The sequence below is a fragment of the Ruegeria sp. CDSA079 genome, assembly GCF_059612245.1.
This window is the reverse complement of record NZ_JBXWQF010000027.1, coordinates 26,540-41,001: the sequence shown is the minus strand read 5'-3', so window position 1 is coordinate 41,001 and position 14,462 is coordinate 26,540. Positions and strand designations below refer to the sequence as shown.

General features: G+C 51.6%; 10 protein-coding genes. 7 read left to right on the top strand and 3 right to left on the bottom strand.

The features are described 5' to 3' along the window. From AC2FJZ_RS20120 to AC2FJZ_RS20105, 4 genes are all read left to right on the top strand, one after another. Positions 1-1,142, top strand: a 1,142-nt coding sequence (locus AC2FJZ_RS20120; RefSeq protein WP_496779860.1) for a carbohydrate porin, incomplete at its 5' end; no start/stop codon positions are given. Positions 1,143-1,293: 151 nt separating this feature from the next. After that, positions 1,294-2,616, top strand: a complete 1,323-nt coding sequence (locus AC2FJZ_RS20115; protein ID WP_496779858.1) for a mechanosensitive ion channel family protein — start codon at positions 1,294-1,296, stop codon at positions 2,614-2,616. Then, positions 2,613-4,226, top strand: a complete 1,614-nt coding sequence (locus tag AC2FJZ_RS20110) for a mechanosensitive ion channel family protein (protein ID WP_496779856.1) — start codon at positions 2,613-2,615, stop codon at positions 4,224-4,226. The genes AC2FJZ_RS20115 and AC2FJZ_RS20110 overlap by 4 nt, the downstream gene beginning before the upstream one ends. 124 nt (positions 4,227-4,350) lie before the next feature. Continuing rightward, positions 4,351-4,851, top strand: coding sequence for a hypothetical protein (locus tag AC2FJZ_RS20105; RefSeq protein ID WP_496674310.1), 501 nt, complete (start codon positions 4,351-4,353; stop codon positions 4,849-4,851). Between the two features lie 11 nt (positions 4,852-4,862). Here the strand turns inward: AC2FJZ_RS20105 and AC2FJZ_RS20100 are convergent, their stop codons facing one another. Continuing rightward, positions 4,863-7,607: an AsmA family protein gene (locus AC2FJZ_RS20100; RefSeq protein ID WP_496779854.1), complete on the bottom strand. Its 2,745-nt coding sequence runs from the start codon at positions 7,605-7,607 to the stop codon at positions 4,863-4,865. Between the two features lie 112 nt (positions 7,608-7,719). Continuing rightward, complete coding sequence (locus tag AC2FJZ_RS20095) at positions 7,720-9,345, bottom strand: L,D-transpeptidase family protein (protein ID WP_496779852.1); 1,626 nt, start codon at positions 9,343-9,345, stop codon at positions 7,720-7,722. Between the two features lie 227 nt (positions 9,346-9,572). Between AC2FJZ_RS20095 and AC2FJZ_RS20090 the strand changes: the two genes are divergently transcribed. Then, positions 9,573-10,268 (top strand): alpha/beta fold hydrolase, encoded by a 696-nt coding sequence (locus AC2FJZ_RS20090; RefSeq protein ID WP_496779850.1) that lies wholly within the window; start codon positions 9,573-9,575, stop codon positions 10,266-10,268. A gap of 760 nt (positions 10,269-11,028) precedes the next feature. Here the strand turns inward: AC2FJZ_RS20090 and AC2FJZ_RS20085 are convergent. Continuing rightward, positions 11,029-11,448, bottom strand: a complete 420-nt coding sequence (locus AC2FJZ_RS20085) for a hypothetical protein (RefSeq protein ID WP_496779848.1) — start codon at positions 11,446-11,448, stop codon at positions 11,029-11,031. Positions 11,449-12,018: 570 nt separating this feature from the next. Here AC2FJZ_RS20085 and AC2FJZ_RS20080 point away from each other — a divergent pair. Together AC2FJZ_RS20080 and AC2FJZ_RS20075 are read left to right on the top strand one after the other, a co-directional pair. After that, positions 12,019-12,615, top strand: coding sequence for a TetR/AcrR family transcriptional regulator (locus AC2FJZ_RS20080; protein WP_496779846.1), 597 nt, complete (start codon positions 12,019-12,021; stop codon positions 12,613-12,615). A 122-nt stretch (positions 12,616-12,737) separates the two neighbouring features. Next, complete coding sequence (locus AC2FJZ_RS20075) at positions 12,738-13,844, top strand: alkene reductase (RefSeq protein ID WP_496779844.1); 1,107 nt, start codon at positions 12,738-12,740, stop codon at positions 13,842-13,844. The last annotated feature ends 618 nt before the right edge of the window (positions 13,845-14,462 follow it).

The following is a 14,462-nucleotide window of genomic DNA, read 5'->3' as shown; positions in this document are numbered from 1 at the left end:
TTTCGTTGGGTGGTCCGGGATCAGCCAGCGCACAGCAGGAGCAAGACAGGCTGCGCAGACTTGAAGACTCACGATGGCCCGGTTTGGACCGTGCCATTGATCCAGCCGAGACTGATTTGGGTCGATTTCGGGAAAACACCGGATTGGCGCTCAGCTTTGACTATCAAGCGCTATACCAGCGCAGCTCTCACAGCCTGACCGGGCAGGACGAATCTGCATCCGGTCAGCTTAGGATGATCGGGACGTGGGAATTGGCAAACCGGGGTGGCGAAAACCCGGGTAGCCTTGTCTTTATTCTGGAGAACCGACACCGGTTGGGCCAGTCCATTGCACCTTCAGCGCTGCCTGCGCAAATTGGATATCAAGGGGCAACTGCGGTCACGTTTGGGGACACAAACACTACCTTGTCGGTAGCTTACTGGCAACAAGCCTTCGCAAACGGACGCGGAGGAGTGGTGGCGGGTCGGATCGATCCGGGCGACTACTCCGACATTCTGGGTTACGTGAACCCAAGGACGACCTTTTCGAACTATTCAATCCTGTTTAGTCCTGTACTGCCAATCCCAGATCCAGGCTTTGGCGTTACCGTCGGCGGCTATCTGACGGATCAGATTTACGCGTTAGGGGTGGTCAGCGATGCCAATGGGTCTCTCACAGACATTGAGTGGTTTTCCGGGGGTAGCGAATTTTACAAATACGCCGAGATCGGCTGGACGCCCGAAAAATCAAAACGATTTCTGACAAACGTTCATCTGGGGATGTTTCACACGGATGCGCGCCAACAAGTTGGCGTACCGGAAACATATGGAGCCACACTTTCTGCCAACCATACATTCGACAACCAACTGATGATCTTCGGACGGCTGGGATGGTCCAATGGTGGTGGAGCGCTGGCCACGCGTGCAGTCAACGCAGGCTTGATGTGGCGACCTGGCACCTATGATGATCTCTTTGGCATTGCGGCCACTGTTGCCGACCTGACGTCACCAGGCTTGCCCGATCAAACGACACTTGAAGCTTTCTACCGTCTGGACCTGGCTGACAATCTGGCGTTGACGGCAGACGTGCAATACCTGAAAAATCCCGGATCAAACTCGAACGACCCGCTGGTTTTAGGATTAAGACTGAGGGTCAATCTTTGATGCATGCCGGGTAACAAATTCCGTTCGGGCTTAATTTTGGCCAGAATGGCGGGGGCGGCAAGTGAGTGGGTCGCCCCCAACTTTTTCATAGTGGCAGACCTTTTCGGTCTCCTTATGATCTCTTCAGTCTTTATGTGGGAGCTTTAGTTTCATGGCGCGATACATCTACGGTTTGGTTATTTTGCTTTTTGCTGCGGCGGTATCGACGTCAAACGCTGTTCCAGCGTACGCACAGAACGCGGCGAGTGAACAGGAACCTGTTGATGTACAGCAAGAAGATCTCTTAACTCAGGTTGCCGACAAATCGATTTCCGCTGGCGACCTGGAGATACTGCTTGTTCCGCTGACGACTGACGAGCTTTCGGAAATTGCTGTTACCTGGCAAGACCATGTCCGCAACCAACTTGAAGAAATTGCCCGTATCAATCTTAGCCTTCAGGCCGGAAACGAAGCGCAAGAAGATGACCTGAGATCACAACTGTCTTTAATAAACGATACCGGCACCGTAATTTTGGATAATTACACTCTGGTCTTGGATGAATGGGCCCTAAAGGGTGCTGCAGAAGAAGATCTGAAACCGCATACAGATTATCTCTTAGCGCTCAAAACTGGCGTTCTTAAAACAACGGATTTTCAGACGCTATTTAATAACGCTCTCCAATGGTTGGTTTCCTGGGAAGGAGGTGCTGGTCTTTTATTGGCTGGGTTGGGTGTTTTGGCTGCTGTTTGGGTCATGATGTTTGTCGCCAAAATGGTGCGTCGTTTAACTGAGCGCGGCCTTGAAAAGATACCTACAATTTCGCGGATGCTTAAGAAATTCATTGCGACCGCAGTGTTTTGGGCGGTCTTTATTCTCGGAATTCTGGTTGTGCTTGCCTTGTTTGGTGTGAACGTCACTCCTTTGTTTGCAATATTTGGTGGTTTGTCTTTCATTCTTGGCTTTGCGCTTCAGGAAACGCTGGGCAATCTCGCTAGCGGTTTGATGATCATGGTTTTAAAGCCATTCGATACCGGGGACTATATTCAGGTTGGCGGGTCATCTGGTTTTGTTGACGAGATGTCGGTCGTTTCGACAAAAATCCGAACCTTCGACAACCAGATCATCATTGTGCCGAATAGTAAGATCTGGGGTGACGTAATCACAAATGTCAACGCATCTGATGAGCGTCGCGTCGATCTGGTTTTTGGGATCGCGTATTCAGACAATGCTGCTCACGCAATCGATGTTCTGAAGGAATTGGTCGCAAGGCACGAATTATGCCTGAAATCGCCTGATCCAGAAATATTTGTTGGTGAGCTTGGCGACAATTCAGTCAATATCTTTTGTCGACCGTGGTCCAAGTCTGATGACTATTGGACTGTCTATTGGGACCTTACCGGACAAGCAAAGGAGCGGTTTGACCAAGAGGGGATATCAATACCGTTCCCGCAGCGCGATGTTCACCTGATCCCAGTGGAAGGAGCAAAGACATGAAAGCATTTGTAATCTGGATGATGTCCTTCCTGCTTTTTTGCAGTGTAGCCTCGGCCCAGTCAGAAGAAGTTTTGCTGCCACAGCAGGAGCGAGAAGATCCCGAATTCATAGCACCTGTTGTTGTCGATGGGGATGAACTTTTTGTCGTCCGCGGATCCAGCGCATTGCCCGCAACGGACAGGGCCGCAAAGATTGAAGAAAGAATTGCTCAGGTCGCGGAAAAATCAGAGAGCAAAACGGTCGACATCCAAATCTCTCGGGCTGAATTTGGACAACTCGTACGCGTCGACGGCCATATGGTCACTATTACCACTCAGGCTGACGCAGACCACGAACAGATGGACATTGAAGTTCTGGCCGGGCTGCAAGCAGAGGCCATCGAAAATGCCATATTAAAGTACCGGGAAGCGCGATCCAACGAAGGCCGCGTTGACAGCGCGCTGGCCGCTGTAGCTTGGACAGCAATATTTGCACTGGTGTCATACTTCTTCTTTGCCAAACGGAAGAAGTTTCTAGGCTACATTAGAAACAACCTCGAGAAGAGAGCGGAAAGCGTAGAAGAGGCTACCAAGTCGATCTTACGAAGTCGAGCAATTGCATCCATCATCGTTTATTCAATTCATGCTTTGATGTGGGTGCTGTTTCTGTTCTTTTTCTACTACTACCTGTCCTTGGTATTGCTGTCGTTCGCGGAAACCCAGGCCATCGCTCAAGTTCTTCTCAAGTACGTCAGTGAGCCATTGATAAATGTTGTGCTGGCTGTCGTTGGGTACATCCCAAATCTGATCATGCTGGTAATTATTGCAACCTTATGTCGATTTGCGATCCGGGGCCTCGATCTGTTCTTTGACAACCTGGAGAACGGTGCATTCGAAATCAAAGATTTCGAGGCGCATTGGATCGCGCCGACGAACATGCTGTTCAGGGCTTTGGTCATCGTGATCGCACTGGTGTTCGCTTACCCATACATTCCGGGCTCAGGTTCCCGGGCGTTTCAAGGTCTGACAATTCTTGCCGGTATCATGGTCTCGTTAGGGTCCAACACGGTTGTGTCAAACATGATGGCAGGTCTGTTTGTCATCTATCGGCGCAGCACGAATGTTGGTGATCGAATAATGGTCGGAGACAAGATAGGGGACGTGACCGAAATCAAGCTCATGGAAACACTTATCAAGTCCATCAAAAATGAAATGATCAGTATTCCAAATGCCCAGTTGTTGAACTCAGAGGTCGTGAATTATTCGCGAAAAGTCGATGGTCGAGGCCTTGTCGTTCACACAACGGTCGGGATCGGGTACGAGGAGCCGCCAAAAAAAATTACAGCAATGTTGATAGAGGCGGCTCATCGCACACAGGGATTGAGAAAAAGCCCGGAACCTTTTGTGCTTTGGACACAGTTGGCCGACTACGCAATCAATTACGAAATTAACGCATACACGTCTCGGGGATCGAGTTTGCCTAAGATTCTGTCTGATCTACACCAAAACATCGTGGAAGTGTTCAACGAGAACGGTACGCAAATTATGACACCGTCCTACATGGCTGACCCGCCAAGTCCTAAGATTCCCACTGAGGAATGGGATGGAAAGCTTGCTCAAATAGCGGAGTAAAAGAATATTACGTCCACATTGGGCCCACTTAACTCCGTCACTGCGGTTCGATGGATTAGTTTGATTGATCCAGAGCAATGGGTAAGATCAACGAGGTAGTCTTAAAAGCGTTTTGGGGTGTCAGATGAGCAGAGGGTTGCTGACCGTAATAGTAGTGCTTTTCGCGGGTGCCGCTCTTGCCGCTGGTATGGAGCGGTGGGGTGAGTCCGGCGACTGGACAATTTTAATCGATCCTGAGAAAGGAAATGGCTGCCTCGCGTGGAAACCCTTCGAAGGCGACATGACAGTTGAGATTGGCGTCGCACCCAATCAGGCTGGCGGCTTCTTCGCCGCTTATAATCCGACCTGGGTTCAGATTGAGGACGGATCGACCGGCATCGTGAACTTTGATTTTGGTGACGCAAAGTTTGAAGGCGAAGCCGTAGGTGTTTTTAAGAATGGCGTCCCCGGGGGGTATGCCTTTTTCGACAACCCTGCGTTTGTAACCGAATTTGGAAAGCGCCAAAGCGTCACGATAAGTGGTGAAAGTGGAACCGAAGTAGAACTTGATCTGAGTGGGTCTTCGAAAGCCATCGAGGCCGTTTTGGCATGTCAAGCAGAACAGCCGGAACCACTCAAGAACTAGGTCGTGACCGACTATTGAAGTTGATTAATATCTGGCACGCACGGTTGCCTGTCTGCTGGCATCGCATCAGCGCCTTCCGGAGCCTTGTTTCTGGATCCGCCCACATCCAACTTGAACTTCGGTGACGAAAGTTGGCCAGTCACATGAAACGGCCACGCGCTACGGGATAACGGTTTGCCAACTCGACGTGGTTCCGCCCTGATCGCAATAGTATCTTTGACCCAATCCACTTGGCCTTTGGCCACCAATTGAACAGAACCCGTTTCAACCACGATAGAATCTGAGCTTACCCGGCCGACTTCGATCTTAATTGGTGCCACAACGCATGTTATGTCCGTGTAACCTTGACGGAGTTCCTCTGAGAACAGCCAAGGGAAAATACCAAGCCCTGCCAACTCCAGAAGGCTGGTGCTGACATAGCCTTGTGACATCGACAAAGAAGCATTGCCGCGCATGGAATTCACAAACGCCTTGCCCGACGCTGCATTGCCTGAAACATTGAACTCACCACTCAAACGCCCATATGCATCTATCCCGATACCCAGTTCATCGAGAATTTCTCCGAATTCCCATCCCGAGGTTGACCCCGACACGGAGAGCCAATCAGGTGAGTCAATCAGATCCATCACTGCCCGTAGGCTGAAGTTTCCACCGCCATATGCCATCTGGAGCGGGCCAAAATCTACGGTCCCTTCTTTTGCAGACAATTGGCTGGAAACAGAAGTTACGCCTTGTTGGCCAACAATTTCCTTAAAGTCGATCTGTACCTCGACGTCAGCCTCTCTCAGTACGCGCTGCACATCTAGAAGATCGGCAGGCTTTCCTTTCTCCTTTGGTAAAACCAGGGGCAGTACGTTGGTTTCTTTCGGTAGAACTAAGGGCTGTACGTCGGTTTCAGGATCTTTTGAAGCGTCGCCTACCAAGCTTTTAAGCTGGTCCAGCGTAGCGGTCAGGTTTTTTAGATCGTTTAAATCGAGCCTTTTACTCGCAACGTTTCCGCGAACTACAGAAGCGCCCTCGGGAAATTTTGCATCCAAAGCGGCCAGAAGGTGTGACGAACCGGCTGCAAACTCAATTGAGGCAGTGAAGTCCTCGCCCTGCTTCGACGTCTCTGCATCGACGGCAAGTGCGCCAATCTCGACAGGTTGCAACTTGAGCGCAGTCAGAAAACTGGCTCCGTCGCTGACATCCAGTTCCACGTCAAAATCAAGACCTGACAGCCCTTTCAATTCGCTGACCGATAGCGCGAGGTCAAGCGCCCAAAGATCTGTGCCATAGGTGGTTGCGTTAAACCTGTTGAGCGAAACAGGCCCTCCTTCATTGGACAAGCTGAAGTCGGCATTTATGCCACCGAGCTGATCGACAAAATCTTCATCCATATTTGGCAAAATCAATTTGGCCGGCCCGTTGAGTGTGCCTTCGAAGGTCACGTCCTGAAGTTGAAGCAGGTCGAGAATTTCGCCGTTGGCATTTAGAATTGGGTCTTCAATGGGTCCGGCCTGTAAGGCGATGCCCAGCATGGCAAGCCGACCATCGGGCATTCGGCGAATGCGTTCGATAGAGGCTGGCCCGATCACGTCCAGGCCCTGGTCAAATGCGTTAGTTTGGAACAGAAGTTTCTCGAACTCGAATGACGAAAGTGATCCCACCATGTGCATTTCAAAGGCTGTAAACTTCAGCTCTTGGAAACTCTTTGCTGCGTTCGGCGGCTGCCCCTCAGGATACAGCCGAGCGTCAAATAACAGATCAACGCCCTGGGCTGTGTAGAGGTTTTCCATCGACCCTTCAGCTGTAAGTCGCTGTCCGTCCTCAAGGTTTACACTGGTCGTGAAAGTCTCGATTTTCAGAGCGTCCTGAGAAACAAGCTCTGCTTGCAGCTGGCCATTCCCTTCCAGAACGCGCTCCAGCCCAATGACTTCAAGAAAGTCACCGAACTCACCAGTGTCCATTTGCAAAACGGCACGATAGCCGCCACCCTCGTTTTCCGAAAAAGGTTCACCGTCATAGCTTACCGTCATTTCGCCAAAATTGGCACGCGTCGTAAATGATGCGCCATGAGGATAGTCACCCTCGATTTCGAAACTTTGACCGTTGACGGAGCCTGTCCCCGAGACCTTTGTTCTTTGCCCTTGGTCTACCTGTTCCAGAGCGAGAGACTGGAGGTCAAACACGAACGAAAAGCCAGAGGTTTGATCATCAATGTTCAACCCAATGGATGTGAAAGCTACATTCTTGTCGCTCAGAAATGAGAGGATCCCGCTACCTTCTGGGTCACTCCCATTGGATCCGCCTGTCTCAGTTATAGCCTCTTGGTTGTCCTTTTCCGTGGCGTTTTCGGGTTCAGCTTTTGGCGTCGGTCGGCCTTTTCGCCAACTTGTAGTGCCGTCAGCAGCAGTAAGGAAATTCGCCTGGAGACCGTCAACGACGAGGTTGTCAAAGTGCAGACGCCGATTGGCCAAAGCAGCAACATCCAATTCCAGTTCCAGCAGGTTCAATTCTGCAAGAGATGTTTCCGGCATTGTTTGGCTCGGGATAACCACTCCGCCGACGTAAATGTGGGTAATGCGTCCAAGCGCGATACTTACATCGTCATTGACCACAATCGGTTGTCCGATTTGTTCAGAAAGGACTTTTTCAACCAGGTCACGTCGCATCCCCGAGAATAGCGGCGCAGCAAGTAGCAACCAAACAAATGCGATTGTTGCAAACACAAGTATTAAGACAATCCCAATTGTTCTAAACAGCCAAGTCCTCATGCATCCCCCTGTCGTCGCCTACGCCGTTTTGTCTATCTTTAACTCGGCGTTTGCCAAACTACTGGAAAAGTTGGGCACATAATTCGGTTCCCGCGCGCCGTGCATTTCGTGCTCATCGGTCCAAAGCTGCCAGGATACGAGCATCCCGCTCGTATGGGTCCTCGCGGAAATGAACGACCCCGTCTTCAACCCACGCTGTCCAGTATGTCAAAAGAACTGGCATTGGCTCAGGTAGATCAACGCGCGTTGTCTTCCCGCTATCCAGAATGGACTGCATCTTCTGTCGGCTCCAATCTGGCTCTCCCTCCATCAGAAGGCTCGCGAACTCGAACGGATACTCAAGGCGAACGCAGCCGGAACTGAGATTTCTCTCGTTTCGGTCAAAAAGGGTTCTGTCGTTTGTGTCGTGCAAGTATACAGCGTATTTGTTTGGAAACATGAACTTAACCAAACCCAGCGCATTGTCCGGGCCCGGTTGCTGAACCAGGGTCACGCCGGGGTTCTTCGCCCCCCAGTTTACAGCGTTTGGGGGGATTGTCTGGCCATTCTTGTTCCGAACGACATAGTTGTTGCGTGTCAGATAGGCTGGATCCTTGCGGATGCGCGAAAGTTTGTCTTTACGAAAAATCGAGGCGGGAACGGTCCAGGTGGGGTTGAATTCCATGTACTCAATTTCATCTCGGAACACAGGGGTCTTTCGGTAGGCTGACCCTGTGATCGATCTAGTGGTCCAAAGCGTGCCATCCGATGTAACCAAATATGTGCGGGCTCCTGCAATGTTCACCAGCACGAATTCGTCGTCGACTTCCCGCATAAGCCAGCGGCCGCGTTCCAAGCTGAGACGCAGCTTGTTTATGCGATCTGCCACCGGTTTGTTTAGTGATGCGAACGTCTTACCGCCAATGACCCCATCGGCTTCCAATCCATGCCGACTCTGAAAAGATTTGACTAATTTCACCAAGCTATCGTCGTAAACCCAAGCTGGGTTTGTGCCGTTTTCGCCATCTTCAGAAGAACCGCTTGTTTCAACGTAGCCTTCTGCCGCCAGCCTTTCGCGCAGCTTAGCGACGGCAGGATCTACCATTTCTGGTTTAAGAACGGTTTCATCCGGAACATTGGTCCAACCGCCCTGCAAAGCAATGGCCCTATACTTACTCAGTGCTTCGACAAGCATCGTATACTGCGCATTGTCGATATCGATGCGTTCGATTAACGCGCTAAAACCTTCTCCTTGAAGAAACTGATTCAGGACAACGGCTGGGTCTTGTTGAATGACCGGTTTTGAGAAGTTCCAATCGTCGTCCAGTGCATTTGGGTCAACTTTCCCGAACACCAAATGATGAACCAGTTTCACGGCAGCGTCAGTTGCCAGAATATCGAACAATGCTTGATTAGAGACATCCCCACTTTGGGCGGCCTTAAATGCGGCTTGAAGCTCCGCTAAGTCAAAGTCTTCTGGTCTGAAACCCTGTTCTATTGCACTATCCAACTCATCAAAGAGTTCGTCCGACAATACATCGCGTGCCCACGCAGGAGTGAAGTCCCTCTCTTCGTAAAAACGCGGCACTAGGATTTCAGCATCCAAGCTCTTGCTGTCAGGTAGCGTGCTGCTCACGTCCAACTTGGCACCGAGTAGAGAAGCAATCTGCTCTGATAGCTCGTTTGCGACACTTGGGATGGGGAATATTGTTACCAATGCAGTTAGCGAAATCGCGACTAACGACTTAACGTGACCCACCAATACCTCCTGCGGTTTCGCTCTACATGCTGTCTCTATGTGGGAGGATACTCATACATAATGTATAATCAAATTGTAATTTATGATTTTAGTATGGCCATTTGATTGGAGGGTTCGAGAGCCGTGTGGATATGCAGGGGATCGGCGCTGAACGTCCAAACGATGATGTGGACGAGGCGGCCCTGTTGAATCTAATGTCATTACAGTATCGACGGAGTTGGGCGGGTATGGCGACATTTGTTTTGGTCCATGGAGCGTGGCAAGGAGGATGGTGCTGGGCGCGCGTAGCCGCGCTTCTGCGCAGGGAGGGCCACGACGTTTTCACCCCGACACTGACAGGGTTGGGTGAACGTGCTCACCTCGTGAGTGACGAAACCGATCTGGCCATGCATATCGAGGATGTCCTGGGAGTGATCACGTGCGAAGAACTCTCCGACATTGTTTTGTGCGGTCATAGCTATGGCGGCATGGTTGTCAGCGGAGTCGCGGATAGAGCGCCCGACCACATTCGCTCACTTGTGTACCTCGATGCGCTCGTACCGGGCGATGGGCAGGCGGCCTTGGATGTTTTGCCTGCGGATATCGCGGCAGGGCTTCGTGATAGTGCTGTCGATGGTAAAGTCGCGCCGGGCCCAGCGGAGGCTTTTTCGGTGAATGGAGCAGACCGTGCGTGGGTGGACCGCCGAACTGTCGCGCAACCACTCAAGACATTTGAGCAACCGATTCAACTGGTGAGCGGCGGAGCCAAGGTGTTAAAGCGGACCTACATCCATGCCACCGGCTGGGTCCCAGGGCTTGGCCAACCGTTTTTCGAGCGATATCAGCATCAGCCGGGGTGGACGGCGATTTCGGTGCCATTCGGTCACTACGTGATGATCGACAGGCCTGACGACTTGGCCCGAATGCTAATGTCCGCAATTTGAAGGTGGCCACCGGGTCCTGCACGAGCGCGTGGACAGCGAAATTACCCGCGTAGGAATAGTAATTGCATCCATCCCGATTGTCCTACCTCAACCAGCGCTTCGGGCGAGATGCGCCGCAGCTCCGCATGTGATTCCGCGTCTCGACTGATCAGCTGGCATTGATCTCGATGCTCCATCTTCGGTCGTCTCATGGGGCCCTTCTTCTGACATTCCCCTTTGTATCTGACGCTCTCGGGCAATTGGCTAACTTTGCGTAATACTTCATCGCCCTAAGAAAGCCAGTTCTCTGGCGTGCGAGCGCATCTTCCGGAGAGGCTCTAATTCTGCAAACAACCTCGTCCTTCCGTGCAAGTAGTTTGCAACTGCGCAGCAATACGAGAGCTCAGCACCGATGCTCCTCATTGCTCGTTTTGTTGGGTGTCAACTGGCGACACATCCTGCTCATTGTCTGACGTTGCTTCAATCTCCCGAACTGCCAACCCGGCGATTTTTGAACCAGATACCAAACGCTGTTTCGGCGCGTGAGGCCCTTGATCCAGCCTGTGACATCCGTGGCAGGGATATCGAGATGCGGTGCTTCATCTTCAAAAACTCGGACCTTGTAGTCAGAGATGTCAGAGAGCCCGGACATGTTTCCTGCACGGGCCTCCGCGATTGGAGTAAGTGCCCTGATCTTGCAATTCTTGCCGGAGGCAGAAAAAGCAGGGGAGACACGAATTTGCCAGATGCTGTATGACGTATGAGTGACCAAAAGCTAACACTAAGCTGCTATCAGACCACCAGCTTCGCCTGCGATATCGACTATGCAGTCATCGCCGGTCTGAATGCGATTTGCCGGGCTTTCCCCTCCGAGTTCCAATTTGGGTGAGGTTAACCAGAACGCGCATTGCCATGGGGTCATTTCACGCGGCAGGGCTTTCAACACTTTTTCCATCAAAGGAAGCGGGGTTCCATCCTCAGCAAACTGGAAAGATGGATAGGCGTTGGCCCCTTTGTAAGGCAAAGAAAGTACCTTCCCGGTTCGTGTCCAGATGTCGGCTATCCGCGTGATCTGCCAAGAGCCCTTCTGCCATTGTGCGTGCACGCCGGCATCGTCCAGCAACGGATACTCACGCGCAAAATCATCCATCCGGATGTCATTGACGGCGCAACAATGCCCCTCGAAATTATGCAAATACATCTACTTACTCACTGAACTCACTAACAACTCATGAAACGATACTGCCAAAAAATCGTTCTAGCCAAAGTTAAGAAGTTCACATTGGGCAAACTTAACTTCAGCTAACCTCGCTTTTTTAACCTAGCGCGCTGAAATTATTGTTGGTTTGCTTACAATGGCCCGCCGTACTGATGCTCGTAAAACCAGTTCTGAATTCGTGGCTTTGTTACTCATTGGGGTGGTAATCCTCACAAGCTGAGGGCATTGGCCATGGATCTACCGAACCAATCTCTGGTTTGTGAGGGATCAACAACAAAGCATTGGACAAAGCCACAAGTCAATCTGTCCAATGTTGGAAACTAGTACTGAGGTTGGACTCTCTTTGCTACGACCACGATCCTCTTCTTCTGACACTCCCGCAAAAAGACAAAAGGTCCCGATCCTAAGACTTGCGTGACACCAAGCGGGATGGGGAGGTTTTGAATTTCTACCGACCTAAATTCTTTTCTCTGGTCACAATACGAACTGACCATTCCAAAAATTCTCTACCGCCACCTTGAATTTCTGGACCGACCATTCCACATCTTGCTCATGAGCAAAGAAACTTACGCAGTTGGCGACATCAAACCACCCGCAGGCCCGGGTAGGCCTCGCGCCTTTGACGAAGCTGAGGCTTTGGAAAAAGCCTTGTGCGTTTTTTGGCACAAGGGCTACGAGACCGCATCTGTGGATGATCTGACCAAGGCCATGGGTTTGAGCCGGTCCAGCTTCTATGGAACGTTCGGCAACAAGCAGGCTTTGTTTCACAAAGCTCTCAGGCACTATTCAAGGCGTGGTCTAAAAAATCTGCGTGACGTTGCAGATGCGGGCGGAAATGACCCCGTTGGTGCGATAATGGAAGCTTTGGCGAACCCGCAAGGCGGTCGTGACGGCTGCATGCTGATCAATTGCCTTACGGAGCTTGCTCCTCATGATGATGAAGTGGCGGCTCTCGGGCGACAGCATTTGGAGAGTATTGACGAGATTATTGCAAGAGCGCTTGAGCCTTCGGATCCGGGACAGGTACTCGACAAGGCACGCGCCTTTGCGTCCCTTGCAATCGGCACACTAGCCTTGCGTAAGGCGGGCGTTCCCGATGAGCAGATATCGCAAACCCTGAAACAAGCCCGGTTGGTGATTTCGCCATAAGGCCCCCCGCCACCATAAGGAAATGAAACCTAACACAAACTCAAACAAGAGACAGTGACCCTAATATTGGACCATTTGGTCCAATAATATCTGAACGAAGTTTACCAAAGAAGGAAGCAGCAATGGCTGATGAAAAACTGTTCTCCGGCATCAAAGCTGGTGCAATCGAGCTGAAAAACCGCATTGTCATGGCGCCACTGACCCGAAACCGGGCAAGAGCCGAGGATGACAGCGTCCATGAATTGCAGGCCAAGTACTACGCGCAGCGGGCAGGTGCTGGATTGATCATCACGGAAGCTTCGCAAATCTCGCCCCAAGGAAAAGGCTATGCCTGGACACCCGGCATTTATTCCGAAGCACAGATCGACGGCTGGAGAAAAGTGACTGAGGCCGTCCATGCCAAGGACGGGAAGATCGTAATCCAGCTTTGGCATGTGGGCCGGATTTCGCATACCAGTTTGCAGCACGATGGTGGCGCCCCTGTTGCACCATCCGCAATTGGCGCTAAGGCCAAGACGTTTGATGGTGAGCAGTTTGTTGAAACATCTGAACCGCGGGCTCTGACCATCGATGAAATTTCTGGCATCGTTGCCGACTACCGGAGGGCCGCGGAAAACGCCAAAGAGGCCGGTTTCGACGGTGTCGAGGTCCACGCAGCCAACGGATACCTTATAGATCAATTCCTGCGGGACGAATCCAACAAGCGTGAAGACGAATATGGCGGCCCAGTCGAGAATAGAGCACGGTTCCTGAAAGAGGTCATGGACGTGGTTGTCGATGTCTGGGGCGCCGACCGCGTTGGTGTCCGCCTCAGCCCATTCTCGGACGCCAACAACATCTCCGACAGCGACCCGCAGGCGACATTCACCCATGCGGTCAAATTGCTGAATGGCTATGGGCTGGCCTATCTCCATCTTGTGGAGGGACAGACCGGCGGCCCGCGCGATATTCCGGAAGGTGGCGATCTGAAGGCGCTCTATGAATTGTTTGACGGTGCGAAAATGGGCAACAACGCTTACGACCGAGACTTGGCGATTGAAGCGGTTGATACCGGCGCCGTCGATCTGGTGGCCTTTGGCCGGCCGTTTATTTCCAACCCGGATCTTGTCAACCGGCTGGAGAAAGACGCCGCACTGAATGAGCTCGATCCAGCCACTCTCTACGGCGGAAATGAAAAAGGGTACATCGACTACCCGGCACTGGAAGAGGAAGCTGTTGCCGCAGAGTAATGCATCGCTCTTAACCCTGTGGTGACAGGCAATACCAAGCAAAGTGAGCGCGCCAGTTTTGGACGCGCTCACCTAGCGGTTACGGCTATATCCATTCTTGAAGCGGGAAGCTATCACAAGCCCGCGAATGAACTGCTTCCCTATGATCGGGGTTGGATATTTCCAATCAGAATGCACTCTTGATTGAGAGGCGCCCAGTTTTAGTTGAAGAAGATGTACGATTACTATCACGAGTTTGCACTGTTTCGCGGAAATGGTGCGGATAGCTTTTGTTGGGTTTTCCTTGTCCGAGTCGCCGCCTTTGGGCTCAGCTTGCGCTAAACTTGCGACGCAAATGCTCAGCCAGCGCTGTTATGCGTCGGGGTTGTATCCGGCTGAGCGGAAACATCATTTGCAAAGGTTTCGTCGGTGGGAGGAAGTCGCACAATACAGAAACAAGTCTGCCAGATCGAACATCGTTGCCGACATCAAGCTCCGACTTTGAGACGACACCATGGCCTGCAATCGCCTAGATGTAAGCGAGATTGTTTTCTACTGAAGGTCGCCCAAGCGAGGTGCTGAAATGCTTCAGAGCGAAATCCCTTTCAGTCTAGTCGTGTCCCCAAGTAGGGAGACAAG

Excerpts from the sequence above, each read along its gene's own strand:
- AC2FJZ_RS20115 (WP_496779858.1), top strand. The coding sequence starts at position 1,294 with ATGGCGCGATACATCTACGGTTTGGTTATTTTGCTTTTTGCTGCGGCG.
- AC2FJZ_RS20110 (WP_496779856.1), top strand. The coding sequence starts at position 2,613 with ATGAAAGCATTTGTAATCTGGATGATGTCCTTCCTGCTTTTTTGCAGT.
- AC2FJZ_RS20105 (WP_496674310.1), top strand. The coding sequence starts at position 4,351 with ATGAGCAGAGGGTTGCTGACCGTAATAGTAGTGCTTTTCGCGGGTGCC.
- AC2FJZ_RS20100 (WP_496779854.1), bottom strand. The coding sequence starts at position 7,607 with ATGAGGACTTGGCTGTTTAGAACAATTGGGATTGTCTTAATACTTGTG.
- AC2FJZ_RS20090 (WP_496779850.1), top strand. The coding sequence starts at position 9,573 with ATGGCGACATTTGTTTTGGTCCATGGAGCGTGGCAAGGAGGATGGTGC.
- AC2FJZ_RS20085 (WP_496779848.1), bottom strand. The coding sequence starts at position 11,448 with ATGTATTTGCATAATTTCGAGGGGCATTGTTGCGCCGTCAATGACATC.
- AC2FJZ_RS20080 (WP_496779846.1), top strand. The coding sequence starts at position 12,019 with ATGAGCAAAGAAACTTACGCAGTTGGCGACATCAAACCACCCGCAGGC.
- AC2FJZ_RS20075 (WP_496779844.1), top strand. The coding sequence starts at position 12,738 with ATGGCTGATGAAAAACTGTTCTCCGGCATCAAAGCTGGTGCAATCGAG.